General features: G+C 61.7%; 23 protein-coding genes. 12 read left to right on the forward strand and 11 right to left on the reverse strand.

The window, feature by feature from the left end:
• The first annotated feature begins 319 nt into the window (after positions 1 to 319).
• On the forward strand, positions 320 to 1,234 hold the full coding sequence (locus HDC32_RS04015) for a GGDEF domain-containing protein (protein WP_145337467.1): 915 nt from the start codon (positions 320 to 322) through the stop codon (positions 1,232 to 1,234).
• Position 1,235: 1 nt separating this feature from the next.
• A complete protein-coding gene (locus tag HDC32_RS04020) occupies positions 1,236 to 2,273 on the forward strand; it encodes an AraC family transcriptional regulator (RefSeq protein WP_184742626.1) in 1,038 nt (345 codons plus the stop codon).
• On the opposite strand, the gene HDC32_RS04025 is transcribed toward HDC32_RS04020, so the two are convergent.
• The 6 genes from HDC32_RS04025 to HDC32_RS04050 form a co-directional block, all read right to left on the reverse strand.
• The gene (locus tag HDC32_RS04025) at positions 2,260 to 3,141 is read right to left on the reverse strand and encodes a LysR family transcriptional regulator (RefSeq protein ID WP_184742628.1); all 882 of its coding nucleotides are present in this window, start codon (positions 3,139 to 3,141) and stop codon (positions 2,260 to 2,262) included. The two genes, HDC32_RS04020 and HDC32_RS04025, sit on opposite strands and share 14 nt — an antisense overlap.
• 179 nt (positions 3,142 to 3,320) lie before the next feature.
• Positions 3,321 to 3,938 carry an isochorismate family cysteine hydrolase YcaC gene (ycaC, locus tag HDC32_RS04030; protein ID WP_131699228.1) on the reverse strand — a complete coding sequence of 206 codons (618 nt, stop codon included), beginning with the start codon at positions 3,936 to 3,938 and terminating at the stop codon, positions 3,321 to 3,323.
• A gap of 25 nt (positions 3,939 to 3,963) precedes the next feature.
• Positions 3,964 to 5,802 (reverse strand): amidohydrolase, encoded by a 1,839-nt coding sequence (locus tag HDC32_RS04035; protein WP_184742630.1) that lies wholly within the window; start codon positions 5,800 to 5,802, stop codon positions 3,964 to 3,966.
• Complete coding sequence (locus HDC32_RS04040) at positions 5,799 to 6,389, reverse strand: antibiotic biosynthesis monooxygenase (protein WP_131699226.1); 591 nt, start codon at positions 6,387 to 6,389, stop codon at positions 5,799 to 5,801. Before HDC32_RS04040 ends, HDC32_RS04035 begins: the two co-directional genes overlap by 4 nt.
• A gap of 105 nt (positions 6,390 to 6,494) precedes the next feature.
• The gene (locus tag HDC32_RS04045) at positions 6,495 to 7,082 is read right to left on the reverse strand and encodes an NUDIX domain-containing protein (RefSeq protein WP_131699225.1); all 588 of its coding nucleotides are present in this window, start codon (positions 7,080 to 7,082) and stop codon (positions 6,495 to 6,497) included.
• A 32-nt stretch (positions 7,083 to 7,114) separates the two neighbouring features.
• Positions 7,115 to 7,960, reverse strand: a complete 846-nt coding sequence (locus HDC32_RS04050) for an SDR family NAD(P)-dependent oxidoreductase (protein ID WP_184742632.1) — start codon at positions 7,958 to 7,960, stop codon at positions 7,115 to 7,117.
• A gap of 162 nt (positions 7,961 to 8,122) precedes the next feature.
• Here HDC32_RS04050 and HDC32_RS04055 point away from each other — a divergent pair, with 162 nt between their 5' ends.
• Complete coding sequence (locus tag HDC32_RS04055; protein WP_131699223.1) at positions 8,123 to 9,049, forward strand: alpha/beta hydrolase; 927 nt, start codon at positions 8,123 to 8,125, stop codon at positions 9,047 to 9,049.
• Between the two features lie 195 nt (positions 9,050 to 9,244).
• Here HDC32_RS04055 and HDC32_RS04060 read toward each other — a convergent pair whose 3' ends face one another.
• Complete coding sequence (locus HDC32_RS04060) at positions 9,245 to 10,402, reverse strand: alpha-hydroxy acid oxidase (protein ID WP_184742633.1); 1,158 nt, start codon at positions 10,400 to 10,402, stop codon at positions 9,245 to 9,247.
• Positions 10,403 to 10,523: 121 nt separating this feature from the next.
• Here HDC32_RS04060 and HDC32_RS04065 point away from each other — a divergent pair, with 121 nt between their 5' ends.
• Positions 10,524 to 11,309, forward strand: a complete 786-nt coding sequence (locus HDC32_RS04065) for a DeoR/GlpR family DNA-binding transcription regulator (RefSeq protein ID WP_145337460.1) — start codon at positions 10,524 to 10,526, stop codon at positions 11,307 to 11,309.
• 257 nt (positions 11,310 to 11,566) lie between these two features.
• Here the strand turns inward: HDC32_RS04065 and HDC32_RS04070 are convergent, their stop codons facing one another.
• Both HDC32_RS04070 and HDC32_RS04075 read right to left on the reverse strand, forming a co-directional pair.
• Positions 11,567 to 12,001: a DNA methylase gene (locus HDC32_RS04070; protein WP_184742635.1), complete on the reverse strand. Its 435-nt coding sequence runs from the start codon at positions 11,999 to 12,001 to the stop codon at positions 11,567 to 11,569.
• A gap of 2 nt (positions 12,002 to 12,003) precedes the next feature.
• The gene (locus tag HDC32_RS04075) at positions 12,004 to 12,228 is read right to left on the reverse strand and encodes a hypothetical protein (protein ID WP_131699219.1); all 225 of its coding nucleotides are present in this window, start codon (positions 12,226 to 12,228) and stop codon (positions 12,004 to 12,006) included.
• 186 nt (positions 12,229 to 12,414) lie between these two features.
• On the opposite strand from HDC32_RS04075, the gene HDC32_RS04080 reads away from it, so the two are divergent.
• Complete coding sequence (locus tag HDC32_RS04080) at positions 12,415 to 12,918, forward strand: DUF4142 domain-containing protein (RefSeq protein WP_131699218.1); 504 nt, start codon at positions 12,415 to 12,417, stop codon at positions 12,916 to 12,918.
• A gap of 30 nt (positions 12,919 to 12,948) precedes the next feature.
• Positions 12,949 to 13,509: a type 1 glutamine amidotransferase domain-containing protein gene (locus HDC32_RS04085; RefSeq protein ID WP_131699217.1), complete on the forward strand. Its 561-nt coding sequence runs from the start codon at positions 12,949 to 12,951 to the stop codon at positions 13,507 to 13,509.
• A gap of 61 nt (positions 13,510 to 13,570) precedes the next feature.
• Here the strand turns inward: HDC32_RS04085 and HDC32_RS04090 are convergent, their stop codons facing one another.
• Entirely contained in the window at positions 13,571 to 13,777 is a 207-nt protein-coding gene (locus HDC32_RS04090) for a PLDc N-terminal domain-containing protein (protein ID WP_028616597.1), read from the reverse strand.
• A 255-nt stretch (positions 13,778 to 14,032) separates the two neighbouring features.
• Here HDC32_RS04090 and HDC32_RS04095 point away from each other — a divergent pair, with 255 nt between their 5' ends.
• Both HDC32_RS04095 and HDC32_RS04100 read left to right on the forward strand, forming a co-directional pair.
• Positions 14,033 to 14,509 (forward strand): hemerythrin domain-containing protein, encoded by a 477-nt coding sequence (locus HDC32_RS04095; protein WP_145337455.1) that lies wholly within the window; start codon positions 14,033 to 14,035, stop codon positions 14,507 to 14,509.
• Positions 14,510 to 14,577: 68 nt separating this feature from the next.
• A complete protein-coding gene (locus HDC32_RS04100; protein ID WP_184742637.1) occupies positions 14,578 to 14,856 on the forward strand; it encodes a hypothetical protein in 279 nt (92 codons plus the stop codon).
• On the opposite strand, the gene HDC32_RS04105 is transcribed toward HDC32_RS04100, so the two are convergent.
• Positions 14,845 to 15,054, reverse strand: coding sequence for a DUF3079 domain-containing protein (locus tag HDC32_RS04105; protein WP_184742639.1), 210 nt, complete (start codon positions 15,052 to 15,054; stop codon positions 14,845 to 14,847). The two genes, HDC32_RS04100 and HDC32_RS04105, sit on opposite strands and share 12 nt — an antisense overlap.
• Before the next feature lie 179 nt (positions 15,055 to 15,233).
• Between HDC32_RS04105 and HDC32_RS04110 the strand changes: the two genes are divergently transcribed.
• The 4 genes from HDC32_RS04110 to HDC32_RS04125 are packed head-to-tail and all read left to right on the forward strand — an operon-like array spanning position 15,234 to position 18,288.
• Entirely contained in the window at positions 15,234 to 15,764 is a 531-nt protein-coding gene (locus HDC32_RS04110; RefSeq protein WP_131699214.1) for an iron transporter, read from the forward strand.
• Complete coding sequence (locus tag HDC32_RS04115) at positions 15,764 to 16,087, forward strand: cupredoxin domain-containing protein (RefSeq protein ID WP_131699213.1); 324 nt, start codon at positions 15,764 to 15,766, stop codon at positions 16,085 to 16,087. Before HDC32_RS04110 ends, HDC32_RS04115 begins: the two co-directional genes overlap by 1 nt.
• A gap of 9 nt (positions 16,088 to 16,096) precedes the next feature.
• Positions 16,097 to 16,936 (forward strand): FTR1 family protein, encoded by an 840-nt coding sequence (locus HDC32_RS04120; protein WP_184742641.1) that lies wholly within the window; start codon positions 16,097 to 16,099, stop codon positions 16,934 to 16,936.
• Positions 16,933 to 18,288: a 4Fe-4S binding protein gene (locus HDC32_RS04125; RefSeq protein ID WP_184742643.1), complete on the forward strand. Its 1,356-nt coding sequence runs from the start codon at positions 16,933 to 16,935 to the stop codon at positions 18,286 to 18,288. Before HDC32_RS04120 ends, HDC32_RS04125 begins: the two co-directional genes overlap by 4 nt.
• Positions 18,289 to 18,292: the final 4 nt, after the last annotated feature.

Raw genomic sequence — 18,292 nt, forward strand, 5'->3', positions numbered from 1 at the left:
AGGGGTGGGGGATGACGGTTCTGTGACAGAAGGTCTGTGGCAGGCCCATAAACCGAGGGGTTTAGCCGATTTCCGGTTTGAAATGAGCTGAAATGACCTCAGCAGATCGAATGTGGGAGGGGACTTGCTCCCGATAGGGGTGGGTCAGTCACCTGTTTCTCTACTGATCCACCGCTATCGGGAGCAAGCCCCCTCCCACATTTTTTCATCTCCAGTGTGTTTGAGCTGAGCTGATTCGACCCTCCTCCACCGTCATCCAACGGTCACATCCATCTGCTGTGCTGGCGCCCATCGCTCATTTGCCCAAGGACCCGCGGCCATGTTTTCCGTGCTCAAGCCCCACCGCTGGAAACTCTCGTTGCTGCTGATCGCCGCCAACCTCGGGCTGATCCTGAACCTGGCCTGTGGCGAGTTGAAAAGCGTCAGCGAATGGGTGTGGCTGGATATCTTCGGCGAAGGCGGTTCCGCCCTGCTCGCCCTGGTGTGGCTGGGCCTGGTGCTCAAGAGCCGCCCCGCCGGGCGCGTCACCAATTACCTGGCGCTGGGCCTGTCGTGCATCTTTTTCTCCTGGTGGATCGACAGCCTCGACGAATTTATCCGCCTGCCCGACAGCATCACCTGGGACCATTGGCTCGAGTCCGGGCCGATGCCGGTGGGCATGATCCTGCTGACCATCGGCATCTACCACTGGCACCGCGAACAACTGGCGATCAGCGCGCAGATGGAAAAACGCGAGCGGCTGTTCCGTGAGCATCGACTGTTCGACAAACTCACGCCGCTGGCCGGCGCCGACTACCTCAAGCGCCAATTGGCCGACAGCCTGCAAGACAGCCGCGACCAGCAACAACCGCTGTCGCTGCTGGCCCTGGACTTGGACAACTTCGCCGCCATCAACCAGGCCTACGGGCATGCCGAGGGCGACGCGGTGTTGCAGGCGCTCAGCCATTTGCTGCTGCTCAACCTGCGCCGCCAGGACCTGCTGTGCCGCCTGGCCGGCGATCGCTTTGTGGTGCTGCTGCCCAATACCGGCGAACGCCAGGCCAAGGAGCTGGCGCTGGAGTTGCAGCAAGCGGTGCTCGGCCTGGCCCACAAGACCCGGCAACAAGGCGAACGCCTGCAACTGGCCGCGACCACCGCCGTGGTCATGGCCCTTGAAGAGCCGCCTCAGGACTTGCTCAAGCGCCTGAACCTGGCATTGGCCAGGGCCAAGCAACCGCTTGCGAAAAGTGCCTGAGATGGCCGTGAAAACCAGCTGGTATGAAGCCGACAGCCGCTTTATCCCAGGGCATTACCAACCCGCCACGTTGATCGACCTGGCCTTGTCCCGCGACATCGACAGCCATCGCCTGCTGCGCGGCACCGGGCTGTTTCACGAGGACATCCTGGCCGGCACCGCGCACCTGAGCCCGCAGCAGTTTTTCGGCTTGATCGGCAACAGCCGCAAGTTACTGGACGCCGACGACAGCAGCTTCCTGTTTGGCCAGCGCCTGCTACCGGGCTATTACGGTGCCGCCAGCCACGCCCTTGGCCATGCGCAGAACCTGCACCAGGCCCTGGAGATACTGATCCAGCAACAGGTGCTGCTCAGCCCGTTGGCCACCCTGCAACTGGAGCTGGATGAGCACCATGCCTACCTGTACTGGCTGGACAGTTGCGGCGCCGGCGAGCACTGGCGTTTCCTGCTGGAAGCCAGCATGACCTCGCTGGTTGCCATGAGCCAATGGCTCAGCGGCGAGCGCCTGCCGTGGACGTGCAGTTTCAGCCATGCCGAACCGCGTTATATCGAGCAGTACTGGGTGCACCTGGGCGAGAGCACGCGCTTCGAGCGCCCGCTGGACATGATGAGCATCCCGCGTGAATACCTCACCCGCACCTGGCCTGGTGCCTCGGCCACGGCCGGCCAGGTTGCACGCCGCCAAGCCCGCGAGCAGATTGAGCAGTTGGGCTTTGCCGGCAGTTTTCTCGACTGCCTCTACGAGTACCTGCGCGACCAGGTGCGCCAGCCGCCCAGCCTGGAACAGGCGGCACAGGCCTTCGCCATGAGCCCGGCGACCCTCAAGCGCAAGTTGCACAAGCACGACACCGGTTTTCAACAGCAGGTGGACCGGGTGCGCAAGCAGGTGGCATTGCACTTGTACCAGGTCAAGGGCTACAGCAATGATGAGGTGGCGGCGTACCTGAACTTCAACGATGCGGCGAACTTCCGGCGCTCATTCAAACGCTGGACCGGCAGCACCCCGAACCTGATTCGCCAGCTGTTCAACAGCCGCTAGCCAGGCGTTCGCGCAAAAACTCCACCAGCGCCTGCACCGGCCGTGAGCTTTGCCGATGCTGGGGATACACCGCCGACAGGGTCAGGGCTTCGGGGGCAAAGTCATCGAGGACGGTGACCAGGCGCCCGTCCTTCAAGGCGTCGCCGACGATAAAGGTCGGCAAGTAGGTCACGCCCAGCCCCGCGATGGCGGTGTCGCGCAACAGGTCGCCGTTGTTTACACGCATGCGGCCGCTGACCGGCAGCGCCTGCAACTTGCCCTTGAAGCGCCATTGCACCTGGCGGCCATGGCCGTAGGGCAGGCAGTCGTGCTCGGCAAGGTCCTCGGGTTTTTGCGGGGTGCCGCGCAGGGCCAGGTAGTCGGGACTGGCGCAATACACGCGCGGGATGCTGGCGATACGGCGGGCGATCAGGGTGGAGTCTTCCAGGGTGCCGATCCGCAGCACCAGGTCGTAGCCTTCGCCGATCAGGTCCACGGGACGGTCGCTGAGGTCGACCTCCACCGAGACCAGCGGATGGCGCTGCAAAAACAGCGGCAACAGGCAACCCAGATGGGCCATGGCAAACGACAACGGCGCGCTGAGGCGCAGGGTGCCGCGCGGTTCGCTGTTCTGGCCGGCGATGCCCTGCTCCACTTGCTCGACTTCACCGAGCAGGCGCAAGGCGGATTCGTAGTAACTCTGGCCCAGGGGCGTGATATCCAGGCGGCGCGTGGAGCGGTTGAGCAGGCGCACGCCGAGGCGGTCTTCCAGCTGGATCAGGCGGCGGCTGACAAATTGCTTGGACAGGCCCAGCTGTTCGGCGGCGGCGGTGAAGCTGCCGGATTCCATGACCTGGCAGAACAGGCGCATGTCTTCGAAGGGGTTCATTGTCGCTTCTCGGTGGACAGTTTGGAGATTTATAACTGGATGGTCGCAACATCACAAATCAAATGTGGGAGGGGACTTGCCCCCGATTGCGGTGTGTCAGTCTCAATAGCTTTGACTGATACACCGCTATCGGGGGCAAGCCCCCTCCCACATTGATCACCTAAAGGCTTGAAAACCGGTTACTTGGCAGTGAACGCCGAGTAGCTGTTCATCAGGTTGCGGTAGTTGGGAATGCGCGGCGACAGCAGGTTGGCCAGGCCTTCCATGTCGTTGCGCCAGTCCACTTGCAGCTCGCAGGCCACGGCGAACCAGTTCACCAGTTGCGCACCTGCGGCGGTCATACGGGCCCAGGCGGCCTGCTGTACGGTTTCGTTGAAGGTGCCGGAGGCGTCGGTGACCACGAACACCTCGAAGCCTTCGTCGAGGGCGCACAGGGTCGGGAACGCTACGCACACATCCGTCACCACGCCAGCAATGATGATCTGCTTACGACCGGTAGCCTTGACCGCCTTGACGAAATCTTCGTTGTCCCAGGCGTTGATCTGGCCAGGACGGGCGATGTACGGCGCGTCCGGGAACAGCTCCTTGAGTTCCGGCACCAGTGGGCCGTTAGGACCGCCTTCAAAACTGGTGGTCAGGATGGTCGGCAGGTTGAAGAACTTCGCCACGTCGGCCAGGGCCAGTACGTTGTTCTTGAATTCGTTAGGGGAGAAATCCTGCACCAGTGAGATCAGGCCGGTCTGGTGATCGACCAACAGGACAACGGCGTCATCTTTGTTCAAGCGCGAGTAAGTCATGGGGTAACTCCTTTGGGTAGTGAAATCAGAAGGCAAAGCACGAGCAGCCAAACGCGCCCCAGAACCCCTGGAAGTCGCTGACCGGCACGCTGGAAAGGCGCGCTTTTTCGTGGCTGTGGGAATGCACGCCGCACGGGCCGCTGCATTGGTGTACTTGAGCTTGCAAAGACGAACTCGGGCGCCAGTGCCCCGGCACCTTGACCACCGGCGACCAGTCCGGCAGCACCGGCACGCGTGGCGGTGCGAAGTCTTCAAAGTCGCCGGCGCCGTAGACCACCTTGCCGCCCACGACAGTGAGCACGGATTCGATCCACTTGATGGCTTCTTCATCGACGCTGAAAAAGTCCGCCGACAGCGCCGCCACGTCCGCCAATTGGCCGACCTTGATCTGGCCTTTCTTGCCCTGCTCGGAGGAGAACCAGGCGCTGCCATGGGTGAACAGCTCCAGCGCGGTGAGGCGCGGCAGGCCTTCGGCGTGCAACTCCAGGCCGCCGACGGTGCGGCCGCTGACCATCCAGTACAGCGAGGTCCACGGGTTGTAGCTCGAGACCCGCGTGGCATCGGTGCCCGCCCCTACCGGCACGCCTTCGGCCAGCATGCGCTTGATCGGTGGCGTGGCTTCGGCAGCCTTGGCGCCGTAGCGCTCGACAAAATATTCGCCCTGGAACGCCATGCGGTCCTGGATCGCAATGCCGCCACCGAGGGCGCGGACCCGCTCGATATTCTTCGGGGTGATGGTTTCGGCATGGTCGAAGAACCACGGCAAGCCATTGAACGGGATGTCGCGGTTGACCTTCTCGAACACATCGAGCATGCGCGAGATGGACTCGTCATACGTGGCATGCAGGCGGAACGGCCAGCGCTGTTCCACCAGATGGCGCACCACCGGTTCCAGCTCCTGCTCCATGGTCAGCGGCAGGTCGGGACGGGGTTCGAGGAAGTCTTCGAAGTCGGCGGCGGAGAACACCAGCATCTCGCCGGCGCCGTTGTGACGCAGGTAGTCATCGCCCTGGTGCAGGGTGACGCTGCCGGTCCAGTTCTTGAAGTCGCTGAGTTCTTCCTTGGGCTTCTGGGTGAACAGGTTGTAGGCGATGCGCACCGTCAGCTGTTGATCCTTGGCCAGTTGCTCGATCACCGCGTAGTCATCGGGGTAGTTCTGGAAACCACCGCCGGCATCGATGGCGCTGGTCAGGCCGAGGCGATTGAGTTCACGCATGAACTGGCGGGTGGAGTTGACCTGGTATTCCAGCGGCAGTTTCGGGCCTTTGGCCAAGGTCGAGTAGAGGATCATCGCGTTGGGTCGCGCCACCAGCATGCCGGTGGGGTTGCCGTTGCTGTCGCGCACGATCTCGCCACCCGGCGGGTTTGGCGTGTCCTTGGTGTAGCCGGCCACGCGCAGGGCGGCGCGGTTGAGCAAGGCGCGGTCATACAGGTGCAGCACGAACACCGGGGTGTCCGGTGCGGCCTGGTTGAGTTCTTCCAAGGTGGGCATGCGTTTTTCGGCGAACTGGAATTCATTCCAACCACCCACCACCCGCACCCATTGCGGCGTAGGGGTACGGTCGGCCTGCTCCTTGAGCATGCGCAGGGCATCGGCCAGGGACGGCACGCCTTCCCAGCGCAGCTCGAGGTTGTAGTTGAGCCCGCCACGGATCAGGTGCAGGTGCGAGTCATTGAGGCCGGGGATCACGGTGCGGCCCTTGAGGTCGATGACCTGGGTACCGCTGCCACGCAGGGCCATGGCCTCGCCATCGGTGCCGACGGCAACAAAGCGTCCCTCGCGGATGGCGACGGCGGTTGCCCGCGGGTTTTCACGGTCCACGGTGTGGAACTGGCCATTGAACAGAATCAGATCGGCGTTCATAGGGTTTCCTTTACAGAGGCTTCAAGCCAGGGAGCGAACAGGCGAGTGGCGGCCGGCATCAGCAGGTAGACCACCAGCAGGACGATGGTCACGGTGACCAGGAAGGTCGCGACCACATAGTTGGACAGGAACGGGTGCAGGCCGAGGATCGGACCCCACACGATCGGCACCAACAAGGTCAGCGGCAGGATCACGCACAGGGTGACCACCGCCTGCTTCCAGCGCGGCGGCTTGGCGGCGCTGTCAGCCAGGGGCGTGAACCAGAATTCGTTGACCGCACCGATTTCGGTCTTGTCGCCGTCGGCCAGCATCGGCGTGGCTTCGGCGATCAGGGTGTTGCGCTCGGGGGAATTGAGCCAGGTTTCCAGGTCAGCGGTGGAGCGGTAGCGCAATACGCAGGTGAACAGCGCCAGGCCGTTCTGTTTACTGCGCACTACGTCGACACCGAGGTGGCCGGGACGCTCGCCGGCGATGCGCACGGTACGGCGTAGCCAGGCTTCGTAGTCGGCTTCGCGGCCTGCCTTGATCAGGTGTTTCACGACCAGGGTGACGATTTCGTCGGGCCCTGTCTGTGGTGCTGGGTCCATGGGATGCCCCTCTGCCTTGAAATGTCAGCGATGAGGGGAGTTTGCCGGGGCCAGCGTTGGGAAAATTGGATATACGTGCTGTTTAAGCGGGGCGCTGGAAGGGTGTCACCAGCCTTCTTTCAGCATGCGCAACTCCAGGTGCTGCAACAGCATGATGGTCTTGCCGTCGGCGATCTCGCCGCTCTGCACCATGGCCAGTGCCTGCTCGAAACCCAGCTCCAGCACCTCGATGTCCTCGCCCTCCTCTTCCAGGCCGCCGCCACTGCCGACCCGGTCTCCTGGCTGGTATTCGCCGAGAAAAAAATGAATCCGCTCAGTGACCGACCCCGGGCTCATGAACGCCGCATAGATCTTCTCCACATGCCCGACGCGATAACCGGTTTCCTCCTCCGCCTCCAGGCGAATGCGCTCTTCAGGGCTGGCGTTGTCCAGCAACCCCGCAGCCGCTTCAATCAGGTAACCGGGGTAGTCATTGACGAAGGTGGGCATGCGGAACTGGCGAATCAGCAACACCGTGCGTTGCTCACGGTTGTACAGCAGGATGGTCGCGCCATTGCCGCGGTCATACACCTCGCGGGTCTGGGCTTGCCAACTGCCGTCGCGGCGACGCAGGTCGAAGCTGTATTTTTTCAGCAGGTACCAGTTGTCCGAGAGAGTCTCTTCGGCGGTGATGCGAACGGGGCTGTTGTCCATGGCTGGCTCTTTTCCAAAGGGGTGATCGGGGTTCACGCTTGTTTGATGCGAGGCCACGCGGCCGCAACTTCTTCAGCACTGCCGGCGTGGATCCGCGCCAGGTTGCGCGGGTAATCCACACCAGGATTCTCAGTGAAGCGCGTTGCGGTGAATTGACCGTTGCTGGCCCGCAGGACGTAGCCGGTGTCCTCGCACTGTGTGGAGGCGAGGAACAACACGCCTGGGGTTACCCAATCAGGCTTGAGCTCGTCGGGTTCCTCGGTCACGCCCCACATCCGCGTCTTGGCCACCGGCGAAATCGCATTGACCCGGATGCCGGCCTCGGCGCCCTCATGGCTAAGCGCGTTCATGATCCCCAGTTGCGCCATCTTGCCGGCGCTGTAGGCCACCAGGCCGGTCTGCTCGTATTGTGCGTACATGGCGCGGTCGGAGGTGGTGAGGATAATGCGTGGCGCGGTTGAACGCAGCAGATGCGGCCAGGCGTGTTTGCACAACCAAAGTGGCGCGTAGAGGTTGATGTCCATGGCCCGCTGCAGGAACGCGGCATCCAGGTCCTGGATGTTCTGGTAACCCACCCAACCGGCATTGTGAATCAGGATATCGAGTTGACCGAAGGCCTCGACGGCATATGCAACCAGTTGCCGGCAGCCCTCGTGGGTGGACAAGTCACCGCCATGCCCGATCACCGCCAGCCCTTCGGCCTGCAAGGCTTCTGCCGCCGCCTTGACCACCGAGGCATCGTTGCCGGCACCCACCTTGTCAGCGCCGATATCGCTGATCACCACCCGGGCACCGCCCAGGGCCAGTGCCCGTGCATAACTGAGTCCCAACCCGCGCGCACCGCCGGTGACGATGGCGGTTTTACCTGTGAAATCCATGTGCTTGCTCTCCTGTTCGGCCGCCTACCCTAACAACCGGTGTACGGGTTGTTCAATGCTGTAACACTTTGCAAGCAATCGCCGTGGGCGGCCGTCGAATTTATACCTGCCGGTGTAGGCCATCTGGTAAAACGCCCACTTCACCTTTGCCCTGGAATCTTCATGCCCTCTCGTTTTCTATCGCGCCTGAGCCTGCGCTGGTTTCCCCTGCTGTGCATGGCCCTGTTGATCGTCGGCCTGCCAGTGGGCTGCGCGGTGCTGCAACACAAGGAGCGCGAGCTGGTGTTTCGCATCGAGCCCGGCACCGCCAGTTGGTACAGCGGTTTGCCCAAGGCGGTGCAGGAATTCGAACTCAAGCCCGCCAGTTTCAAATCGGGGCAGAACATTCATGGCTGGTGGTACCCGGCAGCCAACAAGGACGCGCCGGCGATCCTCTACTTGCACGGCGTACGCTGGAACCTCACCGGGCAGCTGTTTCGCATCGAGCAATTGCACGCCCTGGGTTACTCGGTGCTGGCCATCGACTATCGCGGTTTCGGCCAGAGCCATGGCGAACTGCCGTCGGAAACCACGGTGTATGAAGATGCACGCATCGCCTGGGAACGTTTCCAGGTGCTGCAACCGGACCCCGGCAAACGCCTGATCTACGGGCACTCACTCGGCGGCGCGGTGGCCATCGACCTGGCGGCGGAGCTGGGCCGGCAAACGCCGCTGCCAGTGCGTGGGCTGGTGATCGAGTCCACCTTCACCTCCCTGGCCGATGTGGCCGCAGCGGTAGCCAATACATCGTTGCCGGTGCGCTGGCTGCTGTCGCAGAAGTTCGACTCCATCGACAAGATCGCCGACATTCACATGCCGCTGCTGGTGGTCCATGGCCTGGACGACCGCTACGTGCCGCCGCGTTTCAGCGAGCAACTATTTGAAGCGGCCCGGCAACCCAAACGCCTCTTATTGGTGCCGGGTGCCAGCCATAACAACAGCATGAGCCTGGCCGGTGGCAGCTATCGCCAGGCACTCAATAACCTGATGCAAGCGAAGATGCCAGCACAGGTGGTCACCCACACTCCAGGTCATAACAACGAGTCATAAATCTGCTTTTCGGCACTGGGTTCGCGCTTGGCTGTCAAGCGCAAACCCTGCCCATACTGGACATGGCCGGCAGTTGGTCAAATATTAACCTTTGGTTAAATCGCCAACCCTGCCGGGCGTTCGCAAAGTTATCCACAGAGATACCCACGGTTTTCGTGGACAACTCTTTTTATTTTTTTACGATTTTTTTGCTCACTAAACGGTTTCGGGGAATGTACCCGGCAGCAAAATCTCGCGATTCACATCGCGTATATCGTTATAGCCACACAGTGCCATCGTTACGTCCAGCTCACGGGCGATGATGTCAAGCGCCTTGGTCACCCCCGCTTCGCCCATCGCGCCCAAGCCATACAAATGCGGGCGACCGATCATGGTGCCTTTGGCGCCGAGTGCCATCGCCTTGAGCACGTCCTGACCGGAGCGAATGCCGCCGTCCAGCCACACTTCAATCCGCTCACCCACCGCGTCGACAATCGCCGGCAACTGGCTGATGCTCGACGGCGCACCATCCAACTGGCGGCCACCGTGGTTGCTCACCACCAGTGCGTCGGCACCGGAATTGGCGGCCAGGCGCGCGTCCTCAACATCGAGGATGCCCTTGATGATCAGCTTGCCGCCCCAGCGCTGCTTGATCCATTCCACATCGTCCCAGCTCAGGCGCGGGTCGAATTGCTGGGCGGTCCACGATGACAGCGAACTCATGTCCGCCACACCCTTCACATGCCCGACGATATTGCCGAAGCCACGCCGTTGGGTGCCGAGCATGCCCATCACCCACCGCGGCTTGGTGGCCATGTTAAGGATGTTCGGCAAGGTCAGCTTGGGCGGTGCCGACAGGCCGTTGATCAAGTCCTTGTGGCGTTGCCCGAGGATCTGCAGGTCCAGGGTCAGCACCAGTGCATCCACACCGGCCGCCTTGGCACGTTCGATCAATTGCTCGACAAACGCGCGGTCGCGCATCACATACAGCTGGAACCAGAACGGCTTGCCGACCTGCTCGGCGATGTCTTCGAGGGAGCAGATACTCATGGTCGACAAGGTGTAGCGCAGGCCAAACGCAGCGGCGGCGCGGGCGGTAAGAATCTCGCCATCGGCATGCTGCATGCCGGCCAGGCCCGTAGGTGCGAGGGCCACCGGCATGGCCATGTCCTGGCCGATCATGCTGGCTCGGATCGAGCGTTCATCGATATTGCGCGCCACGCGCTGGCGGAATTTGATCCGGGCAAAATCGCTTTCATTGGCCCGGTAGGTGCTCTCAGTCCAGGACCCGGAATCGGCGTAATCGTAGAACATCCGTGGCACACGCTTTTGCGCCAGCTTGCGTAAATCTTCGATGGTTGTAATCAACGACATCTAGGTCACCTCTCCCTGAACTGAGCACAAAGAGTAACCGCCCCTCGGGTGGGCAACCAGCCATTGCGTTTATATCGACTGCGGACTAATCTCGCACAAACCCGCAAAAAAGCGCACAAACATGCATAACACCCATCAAGCCATCGACCTGCCTTCCCTGCGCAAACAAAAGATCCTGTTATTGCTGGAACGCGACGGCAAAGTCACCGCCTCGGAACTGGTGGAACACTTCGCCGTGTCCCAGGACACCATCCGCCGCGACCTCGGCGAACTCGCCGCCGCCGGCCTGTTGCAGCGCGTGCACGGTGGCGCCCTGCCCCGGCCCAAGGATACCGGCAAGGACTTCTTCACCCGGGTCGGCGAGACCAATGAAGCCAAGCGTCAACTTGCACAACTCGCCGCTGACCAGGTGCAGGACGGCCAGATTGTGCTGTTCGATTCCGGCTCCACCACGTTGCAGATCGCCCAGTCATTGCCGCGCTCGATCCGCCTGACCGTCGTCACGCCGTCACCGATGATCGCCATCGCCCTGGCCGACCATCGCGATGTAAAAGTGATTCTCGCCGGCGGCCAACTCAACCCGGCCACCTTGTCTACCAGCGGCCAGGAAAGCGTGCGCCTGATCCAGAGTATCAAGGCCGACCTGCTGTTTACCGGGGTGTGCGCACTGCATCCGCAAGTGGGCATCAGCTCGCTGCATTTTGACGAGGTCGCGGTCAAACAGGCCCTGCTCGACAGCGCGTCCCATGTGGTGGCGGTGACCCTGGCGGACAAACTCGGTGCGGTGGAACCGTTTGTGGTGGCGCCGTGCAACCGTATTCACACGTTGATCACGGAGTGGCATGTGCCGAGTGTGGAGGCGTATGAGCAGTTAGGGTTGGAGGTGTTGCGGGTGGAGGTCGAGTAGCAGCAGGGCATCAAATAGCTGTGTGGCGGATTGGCTTTTGTGACTGGCAGACTTGTTGTGGCCAGCAAGTTTATTGTGGCGAGCGGGCTTGCCCCGCGTTGGGGCGCGTAGCGGCCCCACATAAGGTCACCGCCACTATCCTGCCTAAACGCGGTGGCAGGTTTCAGGGCCGCTTCGCAGCCCAACGCGGGGCAAGCCCGCTCGCCACAAAAAAAGCTCGCTCACCACGACAAGCTCGATAGCCACAACAAGCCTGCTCACCACGACAGCACCTTGGCCGCATCGCGCATAAAAATCTCGATGGTCTTGGGCCCCACGCCGTCAAATTCCCCCAGGCGTTTTTCGAACGCCTGGCGGTTTTCGCTGGCACTGCGAATGTGGCTGATCTTGCCGGCGTACTCGGCGTTGAGCTTGGCACTCAGGTCCAGCAGGCGCTGCGCGGTGCTTTCGTCGTACCGCACGTAGTGAGCACGCCCGAGCATGGAGACCAGCTCTCGGGAGGTGCAATGTTGCAGCTTGCGCGCAGTATCACGCCCCTCTTCCTCAACGATCGCCTTGTACGCCTGTGCCGCGATGGGGGCCTGGATGCGCTTGCCCATCAGGAAGCTGGCGACAAACCACTTGAACAGGCTGCTGTCATCCTCCGGCTTTAGCTCGATACCCAGTTCCGCCGCAGTAATGGCACGGGCCATGTTCAGTGGCCCAGCTTGCGCTCGGCCTTGGCGGCCTGCTCGTTGATGGCATCGGTCTGGCGTTCAGTGTCTTTGATCGAGGTGGGCGTCAACACTTTATCGACGGTTTCGGTCTTTGGATTCGGGCGTTCCAGGGTCTGGCCTTTGGCAGCTTTATCAGTACCTTTTTGCGCCTGCTCAGAACTGATGGGGTCTGGGGTTTTGTCGGCAGTCTTGGCGTCAGTCACGGTGAAATCTCCTGGCAATTGAAGGCCCGCGAAAGCGGCGGACACTTATGCAGCAGAGGCCTGTGAATTTCGATAGTTCAAGGAAATTGCCGCAGAAAAACAGGAACAAAAAAATTTAAACCTTTTGCCCAGGCCTCGGCTCAACAGTCAGGTAACGGCATCCCGCCACCTTCAAGGAGCTCCATCATGACCACTCTGCTGATGAAACAAATGGGCCTGACTTTCGTACTGGTTGCCGGCGCAATGTCCACCGCCATGGCCGCCACCTCCAACAGCTTCGTCGATGACGCAGCCCAAGGCGGTATCACCGAGGTGGAAGCCGGCAAACTGGCACTCGAAAAAAGCAGCTCGGCCGACGTGAAGACCTTTGCCCAGCACATGGTCACCGACCATACCAAGGCCAATCAGGAACTGGTGGCGCTGGCAAAAAAACTCGACATCGAAGTGCCGGATGACGCCGCCCTGACCGACAAGGCCAAGAAAGCCATCCTGGAACTGCGTGACGAATCGTTTGACAAGGCCTACGCCAACAACCAGGTCGACGCTCATGAAAAAACCGTCGAACTGTTCAAGAAGGAAGCGGCGTCCTCGGACAATGCCGAGCTCAAAGCCTTCGCTGCCAAGACGCTGCCAACCCTCGAGGCCCATTTAAAAATGGCCAAGGAGCTGCAAGCCAAGCACGACCATTAATTCATTACTGACGCAAGGAGACATTCGATCATGAGCTCGCAACTCAACGGCAAGAAGATTCTGGTCATCACCTCCAACACCGGTATCGAGCGCGACGAGCTGCTCAAACCCCTGGACGCCTTGCGCGGCTACGGCGCCACGGTGACCCACGCTTCCAGCAAAGGCGGCACCACCCAGACCTTCGTCGGCGACACCGAGAAAGACAAAACAGTGGAGTCCGAGGTGCAGCTGTCGGACGTCGTCAGCGGCGACTTTGACGCCCTGGTCATCCCTGGCGGTACCGTCAATGCCGATACCCTGCGCCAGGATGCGGCGGCGCTGCGCCTGATCAAGGACTTCGCCGACGCCGGTAAAACCATCGCCGCGATCTGCCACGGCCCATGGACGCTGATCGATGCCGGCGTGATCAAGGGCAAGACCCTGACCTCCTATAAGAGCGTGCGCATCGACCTGGAAAACGCCGGCGCGGCTGGATGGGTGGATGCCGAGGTCAAGCAATGCCAGGCCAATGGCTGGACGTTGATCACGTCGCGTACGCCGGATGATTTGCCGGCGTTCAACGAAGCGATTGCCAAGGCTGTCGCCGGTTGAACGGTCACTGTTGAACGTAAACAGGCGCCTCTCGGCGCCTGTTTTTCTTTCCCCAAGCCCTTCAGCTTTTACGCTGCTCCGGCATCTCACGCTTGGGCCCGAACATCGCCCACGCAATCAAGCCAAACAACGGCACAAAGATCAGGATCACCAACCACAAGCCCTTGCTCTCCCAACCACCGGTGCTGCGCAGGACGATATTGATCGCCCACAACTCCAACAGCAGCAGAATCACCGCCAAGCCGATCCAGATATATTGAATTTCCATGCTTCACCTCCTAGGTCGTATGCATTAGGTCAAGCATCGGCCGCGAGGGTTCATTTAAATTTTCCGACGTTGTGGAATGCAACGCGCCGCAGCGCCGACCATGCAACCTGCACGACAATCGCCCCCCTGATCACATATAACCTGTTGAATTAACGAATAATTTAAAAACTGCTCAAGTTGGTACACCTGATGCACCTGTCGACTGGACGAGGCGTGCATGTCGACACGCCCTGAAATTCCCGTGAGGTGTCACCGATGAATGCCATTGACCTGCTCAAAGCCGACCACGAACGCGTGAAGGCCCTGTTGACTCAACTGAGTGAGTCCACTGAACGCGGGGTTAAAAAACGCACTGAATTGCTGGCCAAGCTGGAAGCGGAAATCAGCCTGCACACCAAGCTGGAAGAAGAAATCCTCTACCCGGCATTCAGGAAGGCTGGCGGCAAGGAACAGGACATCATGTACCACGAGGCCAAGGAAGAGCATCGCACCGTCGACGCCCTGGTACTGCCCGACCTGAAGCAAACCGAACCTTCGACCACCGAGTTTTCCGGCCGCGTCAAAGTGGTCAAGGAATTGCTGGAGCACCATATCGAAGAAGAGGAAACCGAGATGTTCCCGCAGGCTAAAAAGCTGCTGGGCAAGGCGCTGCTTGAAGAGTTGGGCGCTGAAATGGAAGCCATGAAAGCGGCGCATAAAAAGTTGCAGTCGAGCAAGCCTATGGCGGCTTGATCGAGGCATGACAAGAGCCTGGAATTGATCCAGGCTCTTGATACATCCACACGATAGGGGATAGCGTCATGAAGACCAGATCGTCCCAACGGATTGTGCTTATCGTCGGCCTGTCAGCCCTGCTCACCGGCCCCGCCCTCGCCGCCTTTGGCGATAACCCTGAACCTGCCTCCAACGCCTTGAGTGGCGACGGCGCCGCCGGCTCCGCCCTGCCACCGGGGACCTACCCCAGCAGCCCTTCCGACAGCGACAAAAAAACCAAGGATACCGCCAAACCGCCGAGCAAACCCGCCAGGCCGGCTGACACCCATAAAGACGGCAAGGAAAAACCCCGCTCAGGCAGCTGACGGTTCATCCGCAACCGGCGGCTCGGGTGCAAGCCCCCAGTCGCCATGCTCGTACCAGTCGTCCCCGATCATCTCGGCCGGGTACATGGTGCGGTCGGCGCCATTGCCGCACGCCAGGTCGGTGGCGGCACAGTAGCGATCACAGCCCCAACAGATACGTTCAGGATGCTTGGGATGCAGCGGAAAAGGCTTGGCCATGCGTGGACTCCCTGGCGACGAACACTCCCAGCAACCTACCCCGATAAAACCTGTACAACCTTGACCGGCATCAAGCCTGGCCAAGATGAAATATCCTCGAAACTTGACAGGAATCATTATTATTTACGGCTGACCTTCCTAGACTCGGGTTCTCTCTCCTCACCCGTCAGGAAGCCTCGATGCGTAGCCCTTCTTTGTTGTCCCTTGCCCTGCTGCTGAGCACCTCCGTGGTGTTTGCCAAGGAGTACCCCATCGGCGAACCGCAACACTGCCCCGGCCTGGAAATCGGCGCGGTGTACCTGCAACCGATCGAGATGGCACCCGCCGGCATGATGCGCGCCACGGCCGATTCCGATGTGCACCTGGAGGCCGACGTACGCGCCACGGCGGACAATGCCCAAGGGTTTCAGGAAGGCAGTTTCGTGCCCTACCTCAACCTGTCTTTCACCCTGAAGAAACAAGGCAGCGACACCCCCATCAGCGGTGATTTCCACGCCATGGTCGCCAATGACGGGCCGCACTATGGCGATAACGTCAAGCTGCAAGGCCCCGGCAAATACACCCTTACCTTCAGCGTGTTACCGCCCACCGGCCATCACTCCCTGGGTCGTCATACCGACAAGGAAACCGGGGTCGCCCCGTGGTTCGAACGCTGCGAGGTGCACTACGAATTCGTCTACGCCGGCATCGGCAAAAAAGGCGGCTATTGATGCGCCGCGCCCTGTTGCTGGGCGGCCTGCTGCTGAGCGGCGCGGCGATGGCGGCGCCGTTGCCCACCTATGAGTTGAGCCTGCAGGACGGCCATTTCGACCCGCCACAACTGGTGGTCAAGGCCGATGAGCGTTTCAAGATCGTGCTCAAGAACATCGGCCAAGGCCCGGCCGAATTCGAAAGCACGCCCCTGCGGGTGGAGAAGGTGTTGTCTGCGGGGGTGACCACCTTTGTGGTGATCCACCCGCTCAAGCCGGGGTTGTACCCGTTCTTCGACGAGTTCAACCCACAGTTGCCCGAAGGCAGCATCCTCGCCGAATAGGAGCCGTTGATGAACCAATCGATGTTTATTGTCTGGCGTGAAAGCGTCGAGGCCCTGCTGGTGATCGGCATTCTGCAGGCCTGGATCAGCCGCCAGGCCGGCCATGCGCAACTGGCCCACTTCCTCTGGGCCGGGGTGCTGCTGGGGTTGTTGTGTTCGGCCGGTCTGGCCGGTTTGATGCTGTGGGCCGGTGACACCATGACCGGTCCACAGGGCGAGTGGCTGCAAGCGGCGCTGACCCTGTTGGCCAGCGGCTTGATGGTGCAGATGGTGTTCTGGATGCACCGCAACGCGGCCACGCTCAAACACACCCTGGTACGCGAAGCCGATGAGCGCCTGGCGCGCCAGGGCGGCTGGGGCGTGCTGTTACTGGCGCTGCTGGCGGTGAGCCGCGAAGGCAGTGAAACCGTGGTGTTTTTGTATGGTGCCGGGGCGCGCCTGCACGAGGAGGCGCAAGGCCTGTTCGCCGTCGGCGGCGTGCTCGGCCTGGCATTGGCAGGGCTCACCGTGCTGCTGTTGCGCGGCAGTCGGCGCTTTATCTCCTGGTCACTGTTTTTCGCCCTCAGCGAGGCGCTGCTGTTGCTGCTCGGCGGTGCATTGCTGGTGGCGGCCGTGGATCGCATCAGCGGGCAACTGCTGGGCATGGACATGCCCGAGTGGGCCTACGCCGCCTTCGGTGACAGCCGCTGGGACAGCAGCGCACTGCTCAGTGACAGCCATGGCCTCGGCGCACTGCTGGCCGACTTTGCCGGCTACCGCGCGGCCCCCAGCCTTATCACCGTGTTGGTACTGCTCGGCTACTGGCTCTGGGTGGGCAACGGCCTGCGTCGCGCCCGGCACGCGGCATGAGTTGGCTGCAGCAACTGGGCGATGGCATGCGCCGCCATGCCCGGCTGATCCGTGCCATGCAATGGGCGGTGGTGCTGGTCTACGCCGTATTGCTGGTGCTGCCCACCCTGCTGCCGTTGCCGGATAGCCAGGCGCGTGTGGTGAACAACCTGACGCTGCTCGCGCAATTTATCTTCTGGGGGATCTGGTGGCCGTTCGTGTTGCTGTCGATGGTGCTGTTCGGGCGCCTGTGGTGCGGTGTGCTGTGCCCGGAAGGTTCACTGAGCGAATGGGCCAGCCAGCACGGGCGCGGCCTGGGCATACCGCGCTGGCTGCGTTGGGGCGGCTGGCCGACCCTGGGCTTTTGCCTCACCACGCTCTACGGCCAGTTGATCAGTGTGTACGACTACGCCCAGGCGGCGTTGCTGATCCTGGGCGGCTCGACGTTGGCGGCGGTGGTGGTCGGCCTGTTATTCGTGCGCGGCAAGCGCGTGTGGTGCCGTTACCTGTGCCCGGTGAGCGGCGTGTTCGCCCTGCTCGCCCGCATGGCGCCGCTGCATTTCGCCGTGGATGAACAACGCTGGAAAGCCAACAGCGCCCCGCGCCTGCCTCTGCCCAACTGCGCGCCACTCCTGGACATCCGCCGCCTGCAAGGCGCCAGCGACTGCCACGCCTGTGGCCGTTGCAGCGGGCAACGCGGCGCGGTGCAACTTATCGCCCGCTCGTGCAATCAAGAGATTCTGCAGGCACCGCGCCAACCCGGCTCGCCATGGGATACGCGCCTGCTGCTGTTTGGCGTGATCGGCCTGGCCATGGGCGCGTTCCAGTGGACCGTAAGCCCGTGGTTTATCGCGCTGAAACAGACACTCGCCGAATGGCTGGTGAGCCGCGACTGGGTATGGCTGCTGCAAGACAACGCGCCCTGGTGGCTGCTCACCCACTACCCACAACTCAACGACAGCTTCAGCTGGCTCGATGGCCTGTGCATCGTGCTGTACCTGGGTGGCAGCGCACTGCTGATCGGCGGTGGCTGCTGGCTGCTGCTGCGCCTGGCCGCGTATGTGGCCGGAGATCGCGCACTGTTTCGGCCCTTGGCACTGACGCTCACGCCCCTGGGTGGTGCAGGGCTGTTCCTGGGGCTGTCGGCGACGACGGTGAAGTTGTTGCGTTATGAAGGGTTGGCATTGGCGTGGGTGCAACCGGCGCGCACACTGATGCTGAGCGCCGCGATTGGCTGGTGCTTGTGGTTGGGGTGGCGGCAGCTCCAGGAGCTGGAAACCCGGCGCCGTTGCCTCGGGTGGTTGTGCGTACTGCTGAGTAATGGGCTGGTGGGGTGTGGCTGGTGGTTGCAGTTCTGGGGGTGGGCTGGCTGATGCA

Origin of the sequence: Pseudomonas sp. JAI120 (genome assembly GCF_014207255.1) — a bacterium.
Lineage (GTDB): Bacteria > Pseudomonadota > Gammaproteobacteria > Pseudomonadales > Pseudomonadaceae > Aquipseudomonas.

What these genes read in the sequence shown, in the direction of transcription:
- HDC32_RS04015 (WP_145337467.1), top strand. Translation starts at nt 320, where the DNA reads ATGTTTTCCGTGCTCAAGCCCCACCGCTGGAAACTCTCGTTGCTGCTG.
- HDC32_RS04020 (WP_184742626.1), top strand. Translation starts at nt 1,236, where the DNA reads ATGGCCGTGAAAACCAGCTGGTATGAAGCCGACAGCCGCTTTATCCCA.
- HDC32_RS04025 (WP_184742628.1), bottom strand. Translation starts at nt 3,141, where the DNA reads ATGAACCCCTTCGAAGACATGCGCCTGTTCTGCCAGGTCATGGAATCC.
- ycaC (WP_131699228.1), bottom strand. Translation starts at nt 3,938, where the DNA reads ATGACTTACTCGCGCTTGAACAAAGATGACGCCGTTGTCCTGTTGGTC.
- HDC32_RS04035 (WP_184742630.1), bottom strand. Translation starts at nt 5,802, where the DNA reads ATGAACGCCGATCTGATTCTGTTCAATGGCCAGTTCCACACCGTGGAC.
- HDC32_RS04040 (WP_131699226.1), bottom strand. Translation starts at nt 6,389, where the DNA reads ATGGACCCAGCACCACAGACAGGGCCCGACGAAATCGTCACCCTGGTC.
- HDC32_RS04045 (WP_131699225.1), bottom strand. Translation starts at nt 7,082, where the DNA reads ATGGACAACAGCCCCGTTCGCATCACCGCCGAAGAGACTCTCTCGGAC.
- HDC32_RS04050 (WP_184742632.1), bottom strand. Translation starts at nt 7,960, where the DNA reads ATGGATTTCACAGGTAAAACCGCCATCGTCACCGGCGGTGCGCGCGGG.
- HDC32_RS04055 (WP_131699223.1), top strand. Translation starts at nt 8,123, where the DNA reads ATGCCCTCTCGTTTTCTATCGCGCCTGAGCCTGCGCTGGTTTCCCCTG.
- HDC32_RS04060 (WP_184742633.1), bottom strand. Translation starts at nt 10,402, where the DNA reads ATGTCGTTGATTACAACCATCGAAGATTTACGCAAGCTGGCGCAAAAG.
- HDC32_RS04065 (WP_145337460.1), top strand. Translation starts at nt 10,524, where the DNA reads ATGCATAACACCCATCAAGCCATCGACCTGCCTTCCCTGCGCAAACAA.
- HDC32_RS04070 (WP_184742635.1), bottom strand. Translation starts at nt 12,001, where the DNA reads ATGGCCCGTGCCATTACTGCGGCGGAACTGGGTATCGAGCTAAAGCCG.
- HDC32_RS04080 (WP_131699218.1), top strand. Translation starts at nt 12,415, where the DNA reads ATGACCACTCTGCTGATGAAACAAATGGGCCTGACTTTCGTACTGGTT.
- HDC32_RS04085 (WP_131699217.1), top strand. Translation starts at nt 12,949, where the DNA reads ATGAGCTCGCAACTCAACGGCAAGAAGATTCTGGTCATCACCTCCAAC.
- HDC32_RS04090 (WP_028616597.1), bottom strand. Translation starts at nt 13,777, where the DNA reads ATGGAAATTCAATATATCTGGATCGGCTTGGCGGTGATTCTGCTGCTG.
- HDC32_RS04095 (WP_145337455.1), top strand. Translation starts at nt 14,033, where the DNA reads ATGAATGCCATTGACCTGCTCAAAGCCGACCACGAACGCGTGAAGGCC.
- HDC32_RS04100 (WP_184742637.1), top strand. Translation starts at nt 14,578, where the DNA reads ATGAAGACCAGATCGTCCCAACGGATTGTGCTTATCGTCGGCCTGTCA.
- HDC32_RS04105 (WP_184742639.1), bottom strand. Translation starts at nt 15,054, where the DNA reads ATGGCCAAGCCTTTTCCGCTGCATCCCAAGCATCCTGAACGTATCTGT.
- HDC32_RS04110 (WP_131699214.1), top strand. Translation starts at nt 15,234, where the DNA reads ATGCGTAGCCCTTCTTTGTTGTCCCTTGCCCTGCTGCTGAGCACCTCC.
- HDC32_RS04115 (WP_131699213.1), top strand. Translation starts at nt 15,764, where the DNA reads ATGCGCCGCGCCCTGTTGCTGGGCGGCCTGCTGCTGAGCGGCGCGGCG.
- HDC32_RS04120 (WP_184742641.1), top strand. Translation starts at nt 16,097, where the DNA reads ATGAACCAATCGATGTTTATTGTCTGGCGTGAAAGCGTCGAGGCCCTG.
- HDC32_RS04125 (WP_184742643.1), top strand. Translation starts at nt 16,933, where the DNA reads ATGAGTTGGCTGCAGCAACTGGGCGATGGCATGCGCCGCCATGCCCGG.